The organism is Helicobacter sp. MIT 01-3238, from assembly GCF_003364135.1.
Classification (GTDB): domain Bacteria; phylum Campylobacterota; class Campylobacteria; order Campylobacterales; family Helicobacteraceae; genus Helicobacter_B.
In genome coordinates this window covers 75557-97118 of record NZ_NXLN01000002.1, presented here as the reverse complement: position 1 = coordinate 97118, position 21562 = coordinate 75557, and the positions used below count along the sequence as shown (strand labels likewise).

Genomic DNA, 21562 nt, shown 5'->3' with positions numbered 1-21562 from the left:
ATCTAAGCATAATAATAATATAATGCCCTCCCTAAAATTCACAGCACGCCCAAAGCTATACACAAGCTACGCGCTTCTAGCAAAATAGGGCAAATCTAGGACAAAAGGCAACTTAAAGGCAAAATCTTTACAAACTATCTTGCAAAATCTAAAACTGCAAATTCCACAACCAAAATCCACAATTTAAGGAGAGAAAATGAGCAAACAAGCGCATTTGCAAATCCCCAAGCAAATTCCAAAAATCCCCCCAAAGCCTTTAGACAAAATCTCGCACACTTCAAATTCACTCCAAACCCCCTCACAGCATACTACAAGCGACACAAGCAATACCACAAATCACATTTGCCAAAATCCACTAGATTCTAACCATATCGGGCTATATGAGCCACGATTTGAGCACGATGCGTGCGGAATCGGTGCGGTGGCAAATATCCGTGGTATCCGCTCACACAAAGTCATCACAAACGCTCTCCAAATCCTGCTTCAGCTTGAGCACAGAGGTGGAACAAGCGCAGATGATACTTCAGGCGATGGTGCGGGGATTTTGCTTCAGCTTCCACACGAGTTTTTTACCTCTCAAAATCTAAGTTTCGCCCTCCCAGATGAGGGGGACTATGCCGTAGCTCAAGTCTTTCTCTCTCCAAATGTCGAGGCAAAAGAGGAGGGCAAAGCCCTCATAGCCCAAACATTGCAAGAAAAGGGCTTAGAAGTGCTAGGATTTCGCTTTGTCCCTGTAAATCCAAGCGCAATAGGGCAGGTAGCAAGAGATGCGATGCCCTACTTCCTCCAAGTCTTTGTCGCTCGTCCAAAAGACATTGCTCAAGGGATAGATTTTGAGCGCAAACTCTATATAGCAAGGCGAGCGATTGAGAAAAAGGCTTATGCCCAAAATCTAGCTAGGTTTTATATCTGCTCTTTTTCATCACGGACTATCGTGTATAAAGGAATGCTTATCTCCACACAGCTAAGTGATTTCTACCTAGACCTAAAAGATGTCAATATGAAGTCCGCTATCGCCCTAGTGCATTCGCGCTTTAGCACCAATACCTTTCCTAGCTGGGAGCGTGCCCACCCCAATCGCTATATGGTGCATAATGGCGAGATAAACACCATAAAGGGCAATGTAGATTCTATGCGGGCGCGTGAGGGGCTGTGCAAAAGTGATTATTTTGATGATTTAAGCGAGGTGTTCCCTATCATTGCTAAGCCCTCAAGCGATTCTGCAATGTTTGATAATACCCTAGAGTTTTTAAGTCTAAATGGACGAAGCCTAGAAGAAGCATTTATGATGATGATACCCGAGCCGTGGAGCAAAAATCACAATATGGACCCGCGCAAAAGGGCGTTTTATGAGTATCACTCCACACTTATGGAGCCGTGGGATGGACCTGCTTCTATCATATTTACCGATGGGATTATTATGGGGGCGAGCTTGGATAGAAATGGATTTCGCCCATCGCGCTACTACCTTACAAAAGATGATTTTTTGATTTTGGCTAGCGAAACAGGCACGCTAAATATTGATGAAGCAAACATAAAAGCAAAAAAGCGACTAGAGCCGGGCAAGCTACTTCTAGTGGATACTGCACGTGGTAGGCTAGTCTCTGACTCCGAGCTAAAAGACCAATACGCCAATGCAAAGCCATACACAAAATGGCTAGAAAACCTTATCAAAATCGAAAAACTAGAATCTAGCAAGCACAAGCACGAGTTTATGCCAAAAGAGAAAGTCTTGCTACTACAAAGTGCGTTTGGCTGGAGCTATGAGGAGGTAAAAACTAGCATCTTACCTATGGCACAGCAAGGCAAAGAAAGCCTCGCTGCTATGGGGATTGACACGCCTTTGGCAGTGCTAGATTCTACCCCGCAAAATCTATTTAAATACTTTAAGCAGCTTTTTGCTCAAGTAACAAACCCGCCACTAGATGCCATAAGAGAAGAAATCGTAACTTCACAGAGAATCTACTTAGGACGCGAGGGAAATCTCCTAAAGCCAAATGAGACAAACTGCAAGCGAGTGAAGCTAACCTCGCCTATCATTAGCAATGAGGAGCTACACAAAATCCAAAACCTAAAAGGCTTTAGCGTAAAAACACTCTCTATCGTGTTTGACTACACCAAGCAGACTTTGCAAGACGCGCTAGATTCGCTATTTGCAGACGCGCTAGAGTCTATTGAAAAGGGCGCGTCTATCATTATCCTAAGCGATAAGGGCATAGACAAAAATCTTTGTGCGATTCCCTCACTTTTAGCCGTATCTGGCTTGCACAACTTCCTTGTGCGCAAAAACCGCCGCACTCACGCAAGCCTCATCATAGAATCAGGCGAGCCAAGAGAGATTCATCATCTTGCGTGTTTGCTAGGATTTGGTGCGACCGCGATAAATCCGTATTTGATTTATGAGTGCTTATATCAGCTGATTTTGCAAAAAGAGCTAGAGATTCCTTATGAGAAAGCATTGGCAAACTATATAAAAGCCGCTTCTAAAGGTATCGTAAAAATCGCTTCAAAAATGGGAATCTCCACTATGCAAAGCTACAATGGAGCACAAATCTTTGAGTGCATAGGCATAGGCTCACAAGTCATTGAGAGGTATTTCACTTCCACACCTAGCAAGATAGAAGGTATAGGGCTAGAGGACATTGAAGCAGACTATCTATGCGTGCACAAAGCCGCTTTTAGCGCACCACAAATCAACGCCCTGCAATCAAAAGGAGCACACAAATGGCGAGCAGGATATAGCGATGAAGCACACTCCACAAGCGCACATTCTGCAAGCACACACTCTTGCGACAAAGAGGAGCATTTGCTTGACCCTATGGCGATTTTTCGCTTACAAGAAGCCTGCAGGCGCGGAAGCTACGAGCTTTTCAAAGAATACACAAGCATTATAGATTCTAAGCTAGTAAATCTGCGAGACGCGCTTGAGCTAGACTTTAGCGAAGCAATTAGCCTTGATGAGGTAGAAAGTATAGATTCTATCATCAAGCGGTTTAAAACAGGTGCGATGAGCTATGGCTCTATATCCAAAGAAGCCCACGAATGCCTAGCAATAGCTATGAATCGACTAGGTGCTAGAAGCAATAGTGGCGAGGGTGGCGAAAACGCAGAGAGATACAAAAAAGAGCCAAATGGGGATTCTAAATCAAGCGCGATAAAGCAAGTCGCTAGCGGACGATTTGGCGTAAATATCGAATACCTTGCCAACGCAAAAGAAATCCAAATCAAAGTCGCACAAGGCGCAAAACCCGGCGAGGGCGGACAGCTCCCGGGGTTTAAAGTATATCCTTGGATAGCTAGGGCTAGACACTCTACCCCCGGTGTCGCGCTTATCTCGCCACCACCACACCACGATATTTACTCTATCGAGGATTTAGCCCAACTAATCTATGACCTAAAAAACGCAAATCCTCACGCAAATATCTCTGTCAAACTTGTCGCAGAATCTGGCATAGGCACAGTCGCCGCTGGTGTGGCAAAAGCAGGGGCAAATATTATCCTAGTTTCTGGCTATGACGGGGGGACGGGAGCAAGCCCCAAAACCTCTATCGCCAATGCTGGAATGCCTTGGGAGCTAGGACTAGCAGAAACTCATCAGACGCTGATTCTAAATGGACTTAGAGAGCGCGTGAGGCTAGAGACAGATGGCAAGTTGCTAAGCGGGCGGGATTTGGCTATCGCTACGCTACTAGGTGCAGAAGAATACGGCTTTGCCACCGCGCCACTTATCGTTATGGGCTGCACAATGATGAGAGTGTGTCATCTAAACACCTGCCCATTTGGTATCGCTACGCAAGATAAGCTACTTAGAGAGCGATTTGCTGGTAAGGTAGAAGATGTGATGAATTTTATGCGATTTATCGCTGAAGAGCTACGAGAATATATGGCTAGGCTTGGATTTCGCACCATAGATGAAATGGTGGGGCGTGTAGATAAACTGCGACAAAAAAAGCTATCAGGCAAAGCCTCAAAAATCAACCTAGATAGAATGATAAAAAATCTACCCACCTATAACCAAACCGCCACTTATTGCAAAGATTTCAAAGACAATAAGCTAGAAAAAACGCTAGACTCTACCATACTGCTACCTCTATGCAAAAAAGCTCTCCAAGAGGAGCGCAAGACAAATCTAGCCCTAGAAGTATCAAATCTCTCACGCACATTTGGTGCTATGCTTTCTTATGAAATCACCAAAATCTACGGCGCAAAGGGACTAAAAGAGGATACTATCCACATAAAAGCCATAGGCAGTGCAGGCAATAGCTTTGGGGCGTTTTTAAACTACGGAGTGAAGCTAGAAATCATAGGCGATGCAAACGACTATCTAGGCAAAGGCTTAAGCGGTGGCAAAATCATCGCCCGCATAAGCGAGGAGTCCTCCCTAAGCCCCGAAGAAAACATAATCGTAGGCAATGCTTGCCTTTATGGGGCGACTGCAGGGGAAGTCTATCTAGATGGCATAGCAGGGGAGAGATTTTGCGTGCGAAATTCTGGTGTGAGCGCGGTGGTGCTAGGTATGGGAGTGCACGGGTGTGAGTATATGACAGGTGGGCGCGTGCTATGTCTAGGCGATGTGGGCGAAAACTTCGCAGCAGGTATGAGTGGAGGCTATGCTTTTGTGCTAGGACAGCACAATATCCCGCGTGTAAATGCCGAGCTAGTGGACATAAAAGAGCTAAGCAAAGAAGATGAACGCGAGATAAAACAAATGCTACAAACACACATTGACTACACAGGCTCAAAAAAGGCAAAAGAAGTGCTAGGGCGATTTAACAAAAATGACTTTTTTAAGATTTTGCCACGCGATTATGAGGTGGCATTGCGTGCATTGCAATCGTGCAAAAACGAGCCAAATCCCGAGCTAGCGGCGTTTGAGAAAATCACAAAAGCATCAAAAAAATAAGGCAAATATTTTGACAAAAGCCAATAAGGAGTAAAAAATGGGTAACCCACGCGGATTTATTGAGTTTAGCAAGCAAAAACCACAGGCACAAAGCCCAAAAGAGAGAATCAAACATTATAGGGAGTTTTATACACCATTGCCCATAGAGGAGCAGCAGAGACAAGCAGGGCGGTGTATGGATTGTGGTGTGGCGTTTTGCCACACAGGGATAAATGCCCCCGCCCAAAAGCCTTATAGCGAAGTCGCTAGGCAAAATCTCCCCACTTGCACTTCGCAGTCGTGGCGAGTAAGCGGAGGCGAGATAGGCTGCCCACTTCACAACCTTATCCCCGAGTGGAATGACTTAGTATATCGTTCCCATTGGGAGCAGGCATATCATCGATTAAGCCTTACCAATCCATTCCCTGAATTTACAGGGCGTGTATGCCCAGCACCTTGCGAGGATTCTTGTGTATGTGCGATAAATGGCGAATCTGTGGCAATCAAAAACACAGAGCTAAATATCATTGAAAATGCCTTTGAAAATGGACTTGTAAAGCCATTTAGTCCCAAAGTCAAAAGTGGCAAAAAAGTCGCTATCATCGGCTCTGGTCCTGCAGGATTAGCTTGTGCTAATAGTCTAAATGAGCTAGGGCATAGTGTGGTAGTCTATGAGCGAAGCGACAAAATAGGCGGACTACTAATGTATGGAATCCCTGATATGAAACTAGATAAATCTATCGTGCAAAGACGCGTAGAGATAATGCAAAAAAGTGGCATAGAATTTCGCGTAAATGAGGATATAAACACCAAATCAAAAGCAGATAAGATTTTAGCCCAATATGACGCAGTAGTGCTAGCCACAGGTGCTAGCAAGCCTATTGATTTGCAAATCGAGGGTAGGGATAGCAAGGGGGTAATGTTTGCTATGGATTTTTTGCGTGATAATACAAAAAAACTCCTCCAAAGCGCGACTTCAGCCAAAAAAGAGTGTGCAAAAAAAGGTGGCGACATAGCAAAAGATAAGCGCGTGCTTATCATCGGCAGTGGCGATACAAGTGTGGATTGTGTAGCGGTGGCACTTCGTCAAGGAGCTAGCTCTATCACGCGCTTTGAGCGAAGCCCTAAGCGAGAGCAAAACCGCGCAAAATCAAATCCTTGGCCACTAAAAAAGCAGACTTTTTACACAGACTATGGGCTAGAAGAGGCAATAGAGCATTTTGGAAAAGATGTGCGTGAGTATCAAAAGCTAACCAAAAAATTTATCGCCAAAAACGGACAGGTAAGCGGTGTAGTCGCAGTGGATTTGGAGTGGAAACAAGAGGGCGAAAAAAGAGTTCGCTCTGAAGTAAGCGGAAGTGAGAAAGAATACAAAGCAGATTTGGTGCTACTTGCTATGGGGTTTAGCGGGAGTGAAGAAGTCCTAAAAAGCGCGTTTGGAGTGGAGTTTGATAGCAACGGCAATGTAGCTACAAAATGTGGCAATAGTGCAGGATTTTCTAGCCCAAGCAAGTCTTTAGCCACTTCTTTGGAGAAAGAAACCACAGATTTTTCTACAAGTGATTTTACAAGTGGCATCGCAAAATCTAGCGCAAATCTTTTTCGCACAAGCAGGGATAAAGTCTATGCTTGTGGGGATTCACGCATAGGGCAAAGCCTCGTTGTGTGGGCTATCGCTGATGGGATTTGCTGTGCCAAAGCCGTGCATAGCGCACTAAATAAGTAGCTTGGCATTTTTACGCGCTTTTGGTTTTGTGATTTTCTTAAGCAATCACAAAACCTCTAAGCAACTTATCAAGGCATTTTATCAAGCAACAATAAAAGCGCAAAAAAGTTTTTCAAAGATTCTAAAAGATTTTTCTAAAAGATTTTTCTAACCTCGCCACAAATCAAACTTCTAAAACTGCCAAAACCTACAAAAAGCATTTTACTTCCCAAAATGTGTTTGCAACGCGCTTAAAATCTAACCCCCAATAAACACACATAAGAAACTTACACATAGTGTTTGCAAAATCATTTTTGCAAACACACTTCACACAAAACACATTTTACCAAAGCACTTTCACTTGCACACGCTTTTACAGATAACTATAAAAGCGCGATAAGAAATAAGATTTTCTCATTAAGATATTCATTTTAAGACATTTATAAGAATTACTCGCTTTTTTATTTTATTTTTATTTTTTTGTATTATAATGCGGGCGTTTTTTTATTTTATGTGTAAGTATGATTCTCATAAAGGAATAAAAATGAAAAAGAGTGCCACAAACATAAAACGCCTACTTTGCCCTCTTGCTTTTGTGATATTTGCGATAAACACGCAATTAACCTTTATCTTTGCCACACAAAGCACAGATTCTATCACAAACCAAAATGAGAACAACACAGATACGACAAATGAGACAAATGACACTCAACCAAACAACACACAAGAAAAACAAGAATTGCAAGCAAAAGATTTGGGCAAAGTAACAGTTAGTGCGACTACGGGGTTTGATTTGCCGCTAAAAGAAGAAGTCAAAAATATCATTATTATAGACAAGGAGGATTTGCAAGACAAGGGCTATACAAATCTTGAAGACGCACTAGAAAAGCAAGCTTTTTTAAGCTTCATAGCAGGACCACAAGGCACAAAAAATATCGACATTCGAGGGCAGGGATTAGATGCTTCACGCGCTGTAAAAGTCCTAGTAAATCGTGTCCCTATCAATCTCCAAGATGTCGGCAATCCAAGTAGCGCACACGGAAATACAAGCACCGCTCCGTTTAATCACATACCCATAGAATCGATAGAATCCATAGAGATTATCCCCGGTGGTGGCTCTGTCATCTATGGCGGAGGCACACGCGGTGGCGTGGTAAATATCGTTACCAAAAAGCCAAGCAAGGATTTTGCTAGATTTTCACTTCGTGGTTTGGCTTATGAGGGTAGGAGTTCTCTAGGTGGTGGCGTAAGCGTAGATGGTGGCAAAGCACTTGGCAAAAAGCTATTTCTCTCTGCTAGCGCAAGCTATGACTACCAAAGCGGCACACGCCCCAAAGAATACACCCACAATCTCTACACCGCACTTCAAACAATCTATCAAATCACTCCCAATCAAAAACTTGATTTCAACATAAGCTATTCAAAAATGTGGCGATATTTCGCAGGCTATCACAGCAGGATAAACTGCATAAGCAATGGGAGTAATATCTGCACTAATGCGGTGTTGCGTGATTATGATTCCCTAAAAGCAGAGCGATACACTTCGCCAGCAAACGCAAATGGTGGGAGTGAAAACAGCAGTGGCGAAGTTACCCAAGACTTTGTCCAAACCTCGCTTAACTACAATGCAAAATCTAGTGAGAACCTCGCATTTGACGCGCTTTTGTTTTATCAGTTTAGCAACTTTCTTTTTCCTAGCCAAGAGCTAGGAGGTGATACGCTCAACACCTTTGATAATCAAAGCGCAGGGCTAAACCTAAAAATAAAGCACAAAATCCCCAAAAATACCATTATGCTAGGGCTAGATAATCAAATCAAGCTAAGCGACAATCTAGCCAAATCTCGCTCTACAAATGTCCGCAACAAAGGACAAAAATACTCCCTATCAGCATATTTTTTGGATACGATGAAGTTTGCGGAGTGGTTTTCTTTAAGTCTTGGTGGTAGAGGGGATTTTTCATACTTTATGATTAGAGGGCATACGGGTATGAGTTTTGGTAGCTACAATAGCTACTTCCCCATAAACACTTCAAAACCACAGTGGGGATACGCAGCCGAGATAACGCCCGCGTTTCATTATGGCGATTCTGGTGTGGTATATCTAAAAGGCGAGCTAGGCTACATAAGCCCTAGCGTGCGACAAGTCATAAGCTCTGACCCAAACTATGACACCACCAGCACAGGTGTCGCCCCAAAAGTCCCAAGCGATATAAAGCCCGAGCAGTATTTCACAGGCGAGATTGGAGTAAGGGATTATTTTAGGACTTCATCTTTTAGTGCAAGTATCTTTTATACCCACACGCTAAATGAAATTCGTCATCGGCTAAATGGCTTTACTACGGAGTATTTCAACATAGGGCAGACGCAGCGACTAGGTGTGGAGCTAAGTGGCAAGCATTCTTTGTTTGGCGATATTCTAAATCTAAGTGAGAGTGTGTCATACCTCTATACAAATGTCCTAAAGGGGCGGGAGAGTGTAAGCACTAGGCGCACTTCTACGGGGGCGTTTATGGAGGGGAAGCCAATCCCTTATGCGCCACTCTTTAAGGCTACGCTTTTGGCAGATATAAGGGTGCTACAAATAGGCAACAACAAGCTAAATGTGTGGATAAACAACTCTTGGCAGGGCAATCAAGTCGATTTCAACCAAATCAAAATCAACAAAGACAGAGGCTATATCCTAAGTGATATTGGCATAAACTACACTTACAAAGATTCTCACACATTTGTGCTATCTGCGGGGGTTAGGAATGTATTTGACACATTTTATATCGCATATCAAAACACAAGCATAAGCTCTACTAGCGGGAATCTCACAGGCGGGACATATCTAGCAGGTGCGGGTAGAAGCTACTTCATAGATATGCGGTATAGTTTTTAGGTTTTTCTTAGTTGGCTTTTTGGTTGAGTGGATTTGTGTGAAAATTTCTAGCTATTTTATAAAATCTTAGATTTCCATATAGTTTTACTCTTGCCTAATCCAAATATGCCTAATCCAAATAGATTTTTTGCAGATTTTTTAGGGTTGCGTGAGTGTTTGCCAAAAGCATATCAGCTAGGATAAAAGCTAGCATACTCTCACACACCACACTTCCGCGCACGGCGATACAAGGGTCGTGCCTACCTTTTAGCTCTAGCTTATAAGGCTCTATATGAGATTTTGCGCTCTCTATTTTCACCGTGCTTTGTGGGAGAAAAATACTAGGAGTTGGCTTAAAATGCACGCGCACGATTATATCCTCTCCATTTGCTATACCACCCAAAATCCCGCCACTATGATTGCTAGCAAATCTTATTTGGCTTAGTGGAGATTTTGCCCCAAAGCTAGAATCCGCATAAGAATCCCTATCTGCATTATTAGCGCAATCCACGCTATGTTCTAGCTTCATTTCATCGTTATTTTGACTGCCTTTTTTTTGACTAGATTCTATCCCACACCCTATTTCTACGGCTTTGACACCATTTAGCCCAAGCATAGCACTACCTATGGCACTATCTAGCTTATCATATAGTGGCTCTCCTAGCCCACGCAAAACTTCTCTATTTCCAAAAGCCTTTATAAGTGCGCACCCACCGACACTATCCCCCTCTTTTCGCGCTTGCAAAATGATACCTTTTTGCTCCTCCTCTTTGTCTTTATCAAGGGCGAAAATATCGCTATCACAAGCATACTCAAAATCTAGCTTTTCTCCCTTGCACTCTCCTATACTTAGTATTCCGCTTTGTGTTGATATGCCAAATTCTCTCAAAAGCATTTTGGCAAACGCCCCTCCTGCTACGCGTGCTACACTCTCTCTTGCCGAGCTTCTCCCACCACCACGATAGTCTCTAATCCCATACTTGCACTGATATGTAAAATCCGCGTGAGATGGGCGAAACACACTTGCTACCTCGCTGTAATCTTTGGATTTGACATTGCCATTTTCAAATAGCAGTGCGATAGGTGCGCCTGTGCTTACTCCCTCAAATACACCACTTAATATTTGTGGAGTATCTGCTTCTTTTCTAGGTGTGCCAAAGGCGTTTTTGCCCCCTTGCCTGCGGGATAGCTCATCTGCAAGTAGCTCCATATCCACCCTCACGCCCGCTGGGAATCCATCTATCACACAGCCAATGTGCGTGCCGTGAGATTCGCCAAAAGTAGTGAGCCTTAGGGAGTTGCCAAAGGTATTCATTTTTGTGCCTTTTTTTGAGATTTTTTGGCAGATTTTGGCTTTTTGTGTTTTTTGTCTTTTATGTATGATTCTTTTTCATTGTGCTTGTTTTTTTGCTTAGAATCTTTTTTGGATTCTTTTTGATTTTGTGGATTTTTTTGCGTGTCTTTTTGCAAACATTTTTGCGAAGTGGATTCTTTGATTAGCTCTTCATAAGCGAGTTTTGCGCAGGCTTGTTGTGCGCTTTTTTTGGAGTTGCCACTTGCTTTTGCATAGATAGCATCGTGTATGCAAACTTGGATAAAAAACTCCTTTTTGTGGTCAGGTCCCCTCTGCGCTAATAACTCATAGCTAGGAAGCACACCAAATCGCTCTTGGGTTAGCTCTTGCAAAGCGGTTTTATAATCTGTGAGTAGATTTTCAAAGCGCATATTTGGATAAAATTTTTCTATTATCTTACCCAAAATCTCACGCACCTTATCAATCCCCGCTTCTAGATACATAGCTCCCATAATCGCTTCAAATGCGTTTGAAAGCAAAGAATCTTTTTGCCGTCCATAGTTTTGCTCCTCGCTCATAGATAGCACGAGAAAATCTGCCACCCCCAAATCCCGTGCAAATGAAGCGAAACTTTTTTCATTCACAAGGCTAGCACGCATTTTTGAGAGTCTTCCCTCATCAAAATGTGCAAATTTTTTAAACAAATATTCCCCCACTAGCAAATCAAGCACCGCATCACCTAGAAATTCTAACCTCTCATTATTTTTTGTGCTAGCACAGCTTTTGTGGGTTAGGGCTTCTTGGAGTAGTTTTTGGTTTGTGAAATGATAGCCAAGTGCGGATTCTAGGCGAGTGAAGTTAGACATTTTTTTCCTTAATTTTGGAGGTTTGAAGTGATTTTAGTAAAGTGTTTTTAAGATTTTAGCTTAGTTTTAAGTATTTTTAGTGCTTATGTTCTTTGTATATTTTTGCTTTGCGTATTTTTGGGTTAGTTTGTCTTTATCGCTAGTTTTTTCATTCCTTTTTTAAGATTTTGTGCCTTATTTTGTGGATTTTAGATTCCTTTTTGGGTTTGTTTTTGGGATTCTCTCTGTGCTTCCTCACGCGCTATTTTATCACATTTTTCATTCATCATATCCCCATTATGCCCTTTCACCCAAATCGCTTCAATCCTATGTCCCTGTGCCACACGCAGATATTCCCTCCACAACTCCTCATTTTTGACTTTGGCAAAATCTTTTTCTATCCAATTTGGAAGCCATTTGTTTATACTCTCACACACATATTTAGAATCGCTAAAAAGCTCCACATTGCAAGGTTCTTTTAGGGCTTTTAGGGATTCTATCACGGCAGTTAGCTCCATACGATTGTTTGTAGTGAGGGGGTGTGCGCCTTTGATGATTTTTTCTACGCCTTTATATAGCAAGATTCCGCAATACCCCCCAGCCCCCGGATTGCTAAGGCAAGAACCATCAGTGTGAATTTGTATAGTTTTTTGCATTTGTGCTTCTTTGTGGGGTTTTGTCGTAGTTAAAGCCATTGCCAAAGCGCGTAAATCTATGTCGTAGAAAAATTGCTAGCAAATTGCTTTGCACTATTTATAAACGCACTATTTTGCGTAGAATCTATGCTAGAGGCAAATTGTGATTGCTTAGATTCTACTACTCTAAATACCAAATCCATTTGCCCGATGTTTGCACACACTGCGCAGCGATATGAGTCAAACGGAAAGATATTTTTGCATTGATTGCAGCGGTATTCAAATGTAAGCTCGCCTCTTTGCGTAGAATGCGCTTGCAAAATACGCAATGCTTCTAGCTCAAACACCTCGCATTCTTGGTTGTCTTTGACATAGCCTTTTGAGCGAAAAATATCCATTATACTTTTGTGATTTTTTAGCTTCTCAAATGGGATTTCCTCTCTAGTAAATCGCCACAAAATATCCAAAACCTGCAAAACCGCTTCATTAGAATCAATGTGATTTTGTTCGTTTTTTATTAGAGCAGGATTTGAGTGCAAGCTGTGCTCTATGCTTGATTGCGCGTCTAGTGCTAGCACTTCTACCCAAAAAGCCTCTCTATCATACACGCTTAGGTATTCTAGGGCTAAGCGATTGATTTTGCCGCAATAGCGCATAAGCGAGACAATCTCTTTGCGCTTTTTTTCTAGAGATAAAAAGTTGCTATTTTTTAATACCATAAAGTGCAGATATGAGCGCATTTGCTCAATACTAGCGCGTTGCTTGGGCACACTTAGCTCCTCTATGGATTCTAGCGCGTCTAGTGCTTCTTCATACTCACCCATATTTTCATACACGCGCATAAGGTAGTCCAAGACCTGTCTATTTCTAGGATATGCTTTTATGATTTCCAAAAAGATTTCTTTCGCCCTTTGCAAAAATCCTGCTTCAAAATAAGTGATTCCCAGAGATTCTAAGATAATGAGTTTTTCTTGCGTGTTTGTTGTTTTTTCTAAAATCCCTAGATAGATTTTTATGGCATAGCCTCTATCGCCCGCAAGTGCGTATGTTTTGGCAAGTAGCATAAGTGATGGAGTGGGGTTTTTGGATATGGAGAGAAAGTCTATTATTTCATCGCTTAGCGAGCCCTCGCTATAAGATTTTGCAAAATCTTGCAACGCCATTTCTTTCTTTTTTGCTTTGTATTTGTTTCTACTCCAATCAGCAAAAATAAGAATCGCCACAATGCCTAGCAAAATACTCGCCCCAAAAAGCGGGTCGTGGTAAAAATACATTACTTGCTCAAACATTTATATGCCTTTGTTAATCGCACTTTGTAAGGATTTGCAAAAATCGCACCTAAAAACTTTTTGAAATTATGCCCTTTTTTGTGTGATTTTATGTTTTTATGTTTGTTTGCTTTTGTCTTTATTTTTACGCTTTAGAAATGTGATTTGTAAGCTTTGTGGCTTATGTTTTGATTTGTTTTGCCTATGGTTTTCTAAAAACACTTTGCTTACGGTTCTCGCAAGGTTTGGATATGGGCTTTTTGCTTGATTTTTTCAAAATACTCACTTAGCACTTTTTCTTGGCTGTTTTGGGATAGCTTTTGGGCAATATATTGCCTTGCTTCTTCAAAGCTCATAAGCGTTTGCCCATACTTTTTGACTACGCGGAAAGTTACATAGTTGCCCCCACCTGCGTCCAAAATCTGGCTAAACCTCCCCTCTTTTAGTGAAGAAAAAAGCTGCGCTATTTGTGGGTTTAGCGCACTTAGCTCTAGCTTTTCTTGAGTTTTTTCTACTCCACTTATGGTTGTGTTTGGATTGGCTATGGTGCGTTCTAGGAGTTTTGGATTTTTGGCACTGTAGCGAGCGACTTCGACTTCTTTGGGGGTGTTAAACTCACTTTTGTGTTCATTGTAATATTTGTGGATTTCATCTTCGCTTGAAGTCTCTGCAGAGAGCAGCACATTTCTCATAAGCTCCCTAGTCTCTATTTGGTCTTTTAGCTCATCTCTGTATAAGTCATACTCGATTCCCTCTCTTTTGAGTGCTAGCATAAATTGTTGCGTATTCATTTGGTTTTGGGAGGCGATATTTTCGATTTCTCTATCAAGCCTTTCATCATCGATATTGATTTTTAATCGCTCAATTTCTTGGGTTTTTAGCCTCTGTGCGATTAGAAATTCTATGGCTTGAGATTTGTCAAAATGTCGTTGTTTTTGGATATTTTTTATTTCATAGATAGTGATAGGGTCGCCATTTACCTTTATGGCAACCCCACCGACTATGTTTTTGGGGGCTATGTTTTTTGGATTTTTGGACTCTTTTGCGGGGGCGTCTTGTGTGCTTTGTGTGGTTGTGGAGGACTCATTAGATTCATCAGTGTTTCTCGCTGTGTCATTTGTGTTTGTTTCTGTGGTGGTTTTTGTTTCTTGTGATATTTTCTTGCTACTTTTTGCTAGTATAGCCGTGCTTGAAGTAGCACTCACTAGGGCGACACAAAAAAATGTAGCGCAAAAACTGCGCAATGAACGCAATGTATTTGCTAGATTTTGCATATTTTTCCTTACTTGTGATTTTTGATTTGGATTTTTAGATTTTTTGCATTTCTAAAACCTCATAAAATTCTAAATGCTCTAAATCTTGGCATTCTAGCACATATTATTTAATGCAGGCATTTTCTTAACAACTAGAGGTTTTATGCAAACACAATACAGATTTTGCTATTTTTACATTTCGCAATTAGCAAGAACAATCACAAACAAGGACAAACACAAAAACACACCAAATACTATGCGACAAAGTAGCCAAATCTCACGCAAATCTATCGCAAAAACAAGCAAAATCTAGAAAAATATATAAAACATTTTGTGCTATAATGCGGGATTTGTGGCTACAAATGCTACTATTGCTTTGATAAGCCAAGACATAGATTTATGTTATAGATTCTATCACAAGTGAGTTTAAGGAGTTTTTGTGGTTGATTATGGGATAAAATTTTGGTCAAATGATGATTTTATCATCGAAGATGGACTTGTCAAAGTAAATCATCAAAGCAAGCCATCGCTTTTAGAGATAGTCCAAGAAGTGCGCGCACAAGGATATAAAGGTCCTTTGCTAGTGCGATTCCCACATCTCATAGACAAGCAGATAAGAGAGCTTTTTGGCGCGTTTAAAAACGCAATAAAAGAGTATTCTTACAAGGGCAAGTTTAAAGCAGTTTTTCCTCTCAAAGTCAATCAAATGCCAAACTTTATCCTACCTCTTGTAGATTGTGCACAAGGTAGGTGCTATGGGCTAGAGGCTGGCTCAAAGTCCGAGCTTATCATCGCTATGGCTTATACAAACGAGGATTGTCCTATCACGGTAAATGGCTTCAAAGACAAGGAGATGACTTCGCTAGGGTTTATCGCTGCTAAGATGGGGCACAATATCACGCTTACTATTGAGGGGCTAAATGAGCTAAACTCCATAATCGAGGTGGCAAGAGAAATGGGCGAGCCATATCCAAATATAGGGCTTAGAATCCGCTTGCATAGCACAGGCACAGGCGTGTGGGGCAAATCAGGCGGGATAAATGCGAAGTTTGGACTTACTTCTACGGAGTTGCTAGAAGCAATCAAACTACTTGAGCAATCAAATCTTTTAACCCAATTTAGTATGATTCACTTCCATATAGGTAGCCAAATAAGCGATATTTCTCCACTAAAAAAAGCCATAAGAGAGGTGGGAAATATCTATGCGGAGCTACGAAAGATGGGGGCAAAAAACCTCACTTGCGTAAATATCGGTGGTGGGCTAGCCGTAGAATACACCCAGCACGATGGCGCAAACAATCGCAACTACACACTAAGCGAATTTAGCGGAGATGTCGTGTTTTCGCTAAAAGAGATTGTCAAAAACAAGCAAGAAAAAGAGCCCGATATTTTCATAGAATCAGGGCGATTTGTCAGCGCAAATCACGCCGTGCTAGTCGCGCCCGTGCTAGAGCTATTTAGCCAAGAGTATGATGAGAAAGCCCTAAGACTAAAAGAAAAAAACCCACCACTTATCGCTGAAATGCTAGACTTATACCGAAGTATGAGCGAGAAAAATGCCATAGAATATCTCCACGATAGCTTTGACCATATGGAGTCGCTACTTACACTTTTTGACTTGGGGTATATCGATTTGACAGACCGCTCAAACACGGAAGTTCTAGTTCATCTAATCATCAAAAAAGTCATCAAACTCCTAAAGCACAAAAATCACAATGAAATCATTAGAATCCAAGAGCAAGTCCAAGAGCGTTATTTGCTAAATTGTAGTTTTTTCCAGAGTTTGCCTGATTATTGGGGGCTTGGGCAAAATTTCCCTGTAATGCCACTAGATAGGCTAAATCGCCGTCCTACTCGTGGTGCTAGCCTATGGGATATTACTTGCGATAGCGATGGAGAAATCGCTTTTGACGCAAAAAAGCCACTTTATCTGCACGATGTCGATGTAACGCGTGAGGAGTATTTTTTGGGATTTTTCCTTGTGGGTGCTTATCAAGAAGTGCTAGGAATGCGGCACAATCTTTTCACCCACCCCACAGAGTTTAGCGTGGTGTTTGATGAGGATTTAAACAAAGGCTATGAAATCCAAAATCTACTTGAAGCCCAAAATGTGCTTGATGTGCTTGATGATTTGGACTATGACACCAAAGAAATTGAGCGGATACTAAAGCAGAGAATTGATGAGGCAAAAATCAGTGATGAGGACAAAAAAGAAGTGCTAGGGCAGCTATATGTGATGCTAAGTGAAAATGGCTACTTGCGAACTATCAAAAATACCGATGAAAATGATGAATAAAGCAAGCACTAGCAAAAGAAAAGCTCCTCTACCTAAGGAATAAAATGCCACACAAAAAAAGCCACCAAAACCACTCAAACACTAAAGATATGTCAAATGCACAAGACGCGCAGGACAAGCAAAACGCGCAAGATGCACAAAATCCACAAAGCGAAGAGATGACGCCCTCTCCCCTCCAAGCAGGATTTTGGGAAATCATTAGAGAGGATTTTGCCACACCCGAAATCAAAGACCCCGCGCTAAAGAACCCTATCGAATTGTTTTTTAATTACCCGGGTGTTGTGGCATTGTTTCACTATCGATTTGCGCATTTCCTCCACACAAGAGATTGGAAGATTTTAGCGCGTATCATTATGGGCTTTGCTCAATTCCTTACAAATATTGACATTCACCCCGCCGCTCATATCGGCAGGAGAGTGTTTATCGACCACGGCATAGGCGTAGTCATAGGCGAGACTGCTATCATTGGCGATGAAGTAACGATTTATCAAGGGGTAAGCTTAGGAGGAGTAAGCCTAAAGCGCACCAAGCGACACCCCACGCTAGAATCAGGCGTAGTAGTAGGAACAGGCGCAAAAGTGCTAGGCGATATAACCATAGGGGCAAACGCCAAAATCGGGGCAAATTCTGTCGTGGTAAAAGATGTGCCAAAGGGATGCACAGCGGTGGGGATACCTGCTAGGATTTTGACACCACAGAGCAAGGCAGATGAGGGGGCGAGTGATAGCTTCACAGATGAAGCGCAACACAAAGCAAAACCTAGCACAGATTTTGGTGAGATTTTGGAGCAAAATAACGATACACGAACAAAACTACCCGATGTCAGCAAAAGCGCGTTTTTATACCTGCTAGAGCGAATCGAAATCTTAGAGCAAGAAAAAGCACTGCGCGAAGCGCAAAAAGAAAATGGCGACAGCTTCGCAGGAAAAGACTGCGAGGAAGCACTAGAGGAGCTACAACAAATGCGCGAAAAACTAGAGAAGAGATATGAAAAATATATCGCCGCTTTTAGAGACTAGCAATATTTTGGATTTTTATTGCGATAAATTTTGACAAGGACGAGGATTATTTAAAGTATTTTAAAAGTGCAAAAACGCCAAAAGCTACAAAATCCAACAAACAAAGGAGCAAAAATGAGCAAGAATCATTTCACACAAGGAAACCTAAAAATGCAAGAAAATCCAAAAAGCCAAATGAAGATTTTTATAAAGTCTTTTGCGCAAAATGTGAGAGATGATTTTGCAAGTGCTATAAAAGCAAAAATAGCTGTTGTGTCGCTTTTGGCAGGGCTTTTATCTCTTAGTGTAGCTTACACACAAAGTGTAGCGCAAGGCACAGCACAAAATCCTAAAAGCGATTTTAAGCGATACGAGCTAAAAGAGGGTAGGGATTTTATCGTGCTAAAAGAGCCACTACCAAATGCACAAAACTCCGTGATAGAGATTTTTAGCTATGCTTGTCCGTTTTGCTATCGGTATTCCAAAATCTTGCCTAAAGTCATTGAGTCTTTGCCAAAAAATGTCGAGTTTAAGCCCTATCATTTAGAAAAAATGGGGGATTATGGCAAGGTGGCTTCCCAAGTTTTTGCAGTATTGCTAGATAAAGACAAAAAGTCAAATATCACTACCAAAGATAGCAAATCTGCTTTTCTCAAAGCGCAAAAAGCCTACTTCAGCGAATATAACATAAAAAAAGAGCGGTGGGGGCAGGGCAAAAACCTTCAAGCATTTTTGCACACAGGGCTAGATGCAGCAGGAGTAAAGATAGAGGAGTTCTATGCTGCATTGCAAGAAAAGGGCGTGCAAGAGATTTTGCGCTCTTGGGAGGCAGGCTATGAAGTTGCTATCATTCAGGGTGTGCCAGCATTTGTGGTGAATGGTAAATATTTGATTTATACCAAGTCTATTGCTTCGCTAAAAGATTTGGAATACAAAATAGATGAGCTTCTAAAAAAGTAGCAAAATATAGCGACACAAACAACACAAGCGACATAAAAGCACAAAAATGACGCAAAATCCGCAAAAGCAGCTCACTTCACAAAAGCTAGCATATTTTTGGTGGGCTTGCGCGTTTTGCTGCTTTGCTTTGGTTGGAATCTCACATTTATTTTTCCAAAATTATTTGTTTATGCGCCCTTGCGAGCAGTGCGTATATATCCGCTATGCTTTTGTTACTCTTGGACTTGGTGGGGTGATTTTAGGATTTGGATTTCAAGTCCAAAAAAAGCAAAATCTAGCAAATGGTGTGTTTTTCATAGTTAAGGCTTTGGCTAAGATTTTAGGCTTTTTGGTGGCGTTTTATGGAAGCATTCGTGGGATTATTTATAGTGCTTTTTTGCTAAAGGTTCATCGTGCGCTAAATTCAAGTGCATTTAGTGATTCTAGTGATTTTGGGGAGTCTAGTGAAGCGATTGAAGAAGTTATTTTTGGTTTGCAGGGGTGCTCTATGAAGCCTAGATTTGATTTTGGCTTGCCTTTAGATGAGTGGCTACCAAGTGTCTTTACCCCCACAGGAGATTGCGGGCAAGACTTTGCTTTGCCACCTAGCGATATGGTTTTAGCCCCATTGCGTGAGTATTTTATTGAGGCATATTCGCAAGGGTGGTATCTGCTCCCAAGTGTGAAATTTGGCACTATGGCAGAGTGCTGTTTGCTAGCTTTTGGCATTGGATTTATTTTGCTTAGTGTTGGTTTTGTGTGCTATGTTCGTAGCGTTGTGCCATTTTTGTGCGCTAGATTTTGCGCTTTGGCACAAAAATATGCTAAAATCCGCTGAATTTTGAATTTGCAAAAATCGCTCAAACAAAACTTTAAGGAGTAAAAAATGAAAATACTTGTCGTGCAAGGACCAAATCTAAACCTACTAGGACACCGAGACCCTAGAATCTATGGACCACTTACACTAGAGCAAATCCACGAAAATATGCGCTCTTTTGCCAAGCAAAACAACTTCGAGCTAGACTTTTTCCAAAGCAACTTTGAGGGCGAAATCATTGACAAACTTCAAGAATGCGTAGGTGGCGAATATAGCGGAGTGCTTATCAATCCCGCTGCTTATGCGCACACTTCCATAGGCATAGCCGATGCGATAATGTCTTGTGGTGTGCCTGTGGTGGAGGTGCATATCAGCAATATTTTTGCTAGAGAGGATTATCGCAAGGTAAGTTATAGTGGTGGAGTTTGCGCAGGTGTGATAACAGGCTTTGGTGCGTATGGCTATCATATCGGGCTTATAGCACTTGGACAGATAATAAGCGAACTAGAGGCTTTCAAAGCAAGTCAAGAAGCCCAAGCCAAAAATGCCCAAAACCAAAATAACTAGCCAAAATCTATGACGAGCCAAAAACGGTCTAAATTCTCACACTTCATTACCCAAGATGAAAGTGCGCAGTATTTTGAGGTGGGGTATAGCTGTGATAATGCGATTTTGCTATGTCTAGGAGATGAGCGCGTATTTATCACTGATGCGCGCTATACCACAGAAGCAAGCGAAAATCTATCTAGTGGCGTAGAGCTAGTCCAAAGTAACAATCTGCTAGAATCTGCTATAAACATTCTTTCAAAATCTGCCATAAAATCCCTTGGCTTTGATAGCACGCAGCTTAGCGTAAGTGCGTTTGAGAAGCTAAAATCCACCCTCCAAATCGAGCTAAAACCTACTCCAAACTTTCATCAAATGCTACGAATCTGCAAAAGCGAGCAAGAAATCTCTCTCATTAAAGAATCCCAGCGACTAAACAAAGAGGCTTATAAAAGATTTGCCAAAATCATAGATGAAATATGTAGCGACAAAAATAGCGCGTATCAAAAAGTGTTTTTAGATGATAGCCACTCTTTAAGCGAAAAAGAGCTTTTTGCCATAGCCAAAGTAGTGCTAGAAAACGGCGGGAAGCATGATTTGAGCTTCTGCCCTATACTAGCGATAAACCAAAACGCCGCTAAGCCCCACGCCCTGCCAAGTGATAAAAAGCTGCAAAATGGAGATTTGCTTTTGTTTGACGCGGGAATCAAGTATAAACGATATTGTTCAGATATGACGCGCACGACTAGAATTAACTTTGGGTGCGAAGATTTTGCACGCAAGGATTTTGATAGTAGGGACTTTGAGTGCAAAAATGGTGGCAAGCAAAAATCTAGCGAGGCAAAATCTCGTGGCACGCATTTTGACAAATCACAAACATTTGCCAACAAAGAGCTACAAAAAATCTATGACACCGTGCTAAAAGCACAAGAAAACTGTATAAAAAACTTACGCGCAGGAATGAGCGGAAAGCAAATAGACGCACTCGCACGAGAAGTGATACAAAAGGCTGGATTTGGCAAGTATTTTTCACACAGCACAGGACACGGCATAGGGCTTGACATACACGAGCAGCCTTTCATCTCTACGCGAAGTGAGACTATCATAGAGGATAATATGGTGTTTTCTATCGAGCCCGGAATCTATATCCCACAGCACTATGGCGTGCGGATAGAGGATTTGATAGTGGTGCGAGGTGGCAAGGCAGAAGTTTTGTGATTTTTG

The 21562-nt window shown here is 41.8% G+C and carries 13 protein-coding genes and 1 pseudogene; 9 read left to right on the top strand and 5 right to left on the bottom strand.

The window, feature by feature from the left end; translation table 11 throughout:
- Window positions 1-196: 196 nt before the first annotated feature.
- The 3 genes from gltB (at window position 197) to CQA40_RS01315 (ending at window position 9468) form a co-directional block, all read left to right on the top strand.
- A complete protein-coding gene (gene gltB / locus CQA40_RS01325) occupies window positions 197-4903 on the top strand; it encodes a glutamate synthase large subunit (RefSeq protein ID WP_115519194.1) in 4707 nt (1568 codons plus the stop codon).
- 37 nt (window positions 4904-4940) lie between these two features.
- Window positions 4941-6608, top strand: a complete 1668-nt coding sequence (locus CQA40_RS01320; protein ID WP_115519193.1) for a glutamate synthase subunit beta — start codon at window positions 4941-4943, stop codon at window positions 6606-6608.
- A 523-nt stretch (window positions 6609-7131) separates the two neighbouring features.
- Complete coding sequence (locus tag CQA40_RS01315; RefSeq protein WP_181882783.1) at window positions 7132-9468, top strand: TonB-dependent receptor; 2337 nt, start codon at window positions 7132-7134, stop codon at window positions 9466-9468.
- A gap of 109 nt (window positions 9469-9577) precedes the next feature.
- On the opposite strand, the gene aroC is transcribed toward CQA40_RS01315, so the two are convergent.
- The 5 genes and pseudogenes from aroC to CQA40_RS01290 form a co-directional block, all read right to left on the bottom strand.
- Window positions 9578-10762: a chorismate synthase gene (aroC, locus tag CQA40_RS01310; RefSeq protein WP_115519191.1), complete on the bottom strand. Its 1185-nt coding sequence runs from the start codon at window positions 10760-10762 to the stop codon at window positions 9578-9580.
- Between the two features lie 176 nt (window positions 10763-10938).
- A pseudogene (rnc, locus tag CQA40_RS01305) lies at window positions 10939-11607 on the bottom strand (ribonuclease III); the annotation flags it as partial.
- Window positions 11608-11795: 188 nt separating this feature from the next.
- A complete protein-coding gene (rnhA, locus tag CQA40_RS01300) occupies window positions 11796-12242 on the bottom strand; it encodes a ribonuclease HI (RefSeq protein ID WP_115519189.1) in 447 nt (148 codons plus the stop codon).
- Between the two features lie 56 nt (window positions 12243-12298).
- Window positions 12299-13510: a lipopolysaccharide assembly protein LapB gene (locus tag CQA40_RS01295; RefSeq protein WP_115519188.1), complete on the bottom strand. Its 1212-nt coding sequence runs from the start codon at window positions 13508-13510 to the stop codon at window positions 12299-12301.
- A 206-nt stretch (window positions 13511-13716) separates the two neighbouring features.
- Entirely contained in the window at window positions 13717-14763 is a 1047-nt protein-coding gene (locus CQA40_RS01290) for a peptidyl-prolyl cis-trans isomerase (protein WP_115519187.1), read from the bottom strand.
- Window positions 14764-15181: 418 nt separating this feature from the next.
- On the opposite strand from CQA40_RS01290, the gene speA reads away from it, so the two are divergent.
- From speA to CQA40_RS01260, 6 genes are all read left to right on the top strand, one after another.
- Window positions 15182-17038: an arginine decarboxylase gene (gene speA / locus CQA40_RS01285; RefSeq protein WP_115519186.1), complete on the top strand. Its 1857-nt coding sequence runs from the start codon at window positions 15182-15184 to the stop codon at window positions 17036-17038.
- A gap of 158 nt (window positions 17039-17196) precedes the next feature.
- Window positions 17197-18057, top strand: a complete 861-nt coding sequence (cysE, locus tag CQA40_RS01280; RefSeq protein ID WP_115519218.1) for a serine O-acetyltransferase — start codon at window positions 17197-17199, stop codon at window positions 18055-18057.
- A 114-nt stretch (window positions 18058-18171) separates the two neighbouring features.
- A complete protein-coding gene (locus CQA40_RS01275; RefSeq protein WP_220271885.1) occupies window positions 18172-18996 on the top strand; it encodes a thiol:disulfide interchange protein DsbA/DsbL in 825 nt (274 codons plus the stop codon).
- A 46-nt stretch (window positions 18997-19042) separates the two neighbouring features.
- Entirely contained in the window at window positions 19043-19813 is a 771-nt protein-coding gene (locus tag CQA40_RS01270; RefSeq protein WP_115519185.1) for a disulfide bond formation protein B, read from the top strand.
- A gap of 48 nt (window positions 19814-19861) precedes the next feature.
- A complete protein-coding gene (aroQ, locus tag CQA40_RS01265) occupies window positions 19862-20359 on the top strand; it encodes a type II 3-dehydroquinate dehydratase (protein ID WP_115519184.1) in 498 nt (165 codons plus the stop codon).
- Between the two features lie 9 nt (window positions 20360-20368).
- Window positions 20369-21556 (top strand): M24 family metallopeptidase, encoded by a 1188-nt coding sequence (locus CQA40_RS01260; protein WP_115519183.1) that lies wholly within the window; start codon window positions 20369-20371, stop codon window positions 21554-21556.
- Window positions 21557-21562: the final 6 nt, after the last annotated feature.

Excerpts from the sequence above, each read along its gene's own strand:
- gltB (WP_115519194.1), top strand. The coding sequence starts at position 197 with ATGAGCAAACAAGCGCATTTGCAAATCCCCAAGCAAATTCCAAAAATC.
- CQA40_RS01320 (WP_115519193.1), top strand. The coding sequence starts at position 4,941 with ATGGGTAACCCACGCGGATTTATTGAGTTTAGCAAGCAAAAACCACAG.
- CQA40_RS01315 (WP_181882783.1), top strand. The coding sequence starts at position 7,132 with ATGAAAAAGAGTGCCACAAACATAAAACGCCTACTTTGCCCTCTTGCT.
- aroC (WP_115519191.1), bottom strand. The coding sequence starts at position 10,762 with ATGAATACCTTTGGCAACTCCCTAAGGCTCACTACTTTTGGCGAATCT.
- rnhA (WP_115519189.1), bottom strand. The coding sequence starts at position 12,242 with ATGCAAAAAACTATACAAATTCACACTGATGGTTCTTGCCTTAGCAAT.
- CQA40_RS01295 (WP_115519188.1), bottom strand. The coding sequence starts at position 13,510 with ATGTTTGAGCAAGTAATGTATTTTTACCACGACCCGCTTTTTGGGGCG.
- CQA40_RS01290 (WP_115519187.1), bottom strand. The coding sequence starts at position 14,763 with ATGCAAAATCTAGCAAATACATTGCGTTCATTGCGCAGTTTTTGCGCT.
- cysE (WP_115519218.1), top strand. The coding sequence starts at position 17,197 with ATGACGCCCTCTCCCCTCCAAGCAGGATTTTGGGAAATCATTAGAGAG.
- CQA40_RS01275 (WP_220271885.1), top strand. The coding sequence starts at position 18,172 with ATGAGCAAGAATCATTTCACACAAGGAAACCTAAAAATGCAAGAAAAT.
- CQA40_RS01270 (WP_115519185.1), top strand. The coding sequence starts at position 19,043 with ATGACGCAAAATCCGCAAAAGCAGCTCACTTCACAAAAGCTAGCATAT.
- aroQ (WP_115519184.1), top strand. The coding sequence starts at position 19,862 with ATGAAAATACTTGTCGTGCAAGGACCAAATCTAAACCTACTAGGACAC.
- CQA40_RS01260 (WP_115519183.1), top strand. The coding sequence starts at position 20,369 with ATGACGAGCCAAAAACGGTCTAAATTCTCACACTTCATTACCCAAGAT.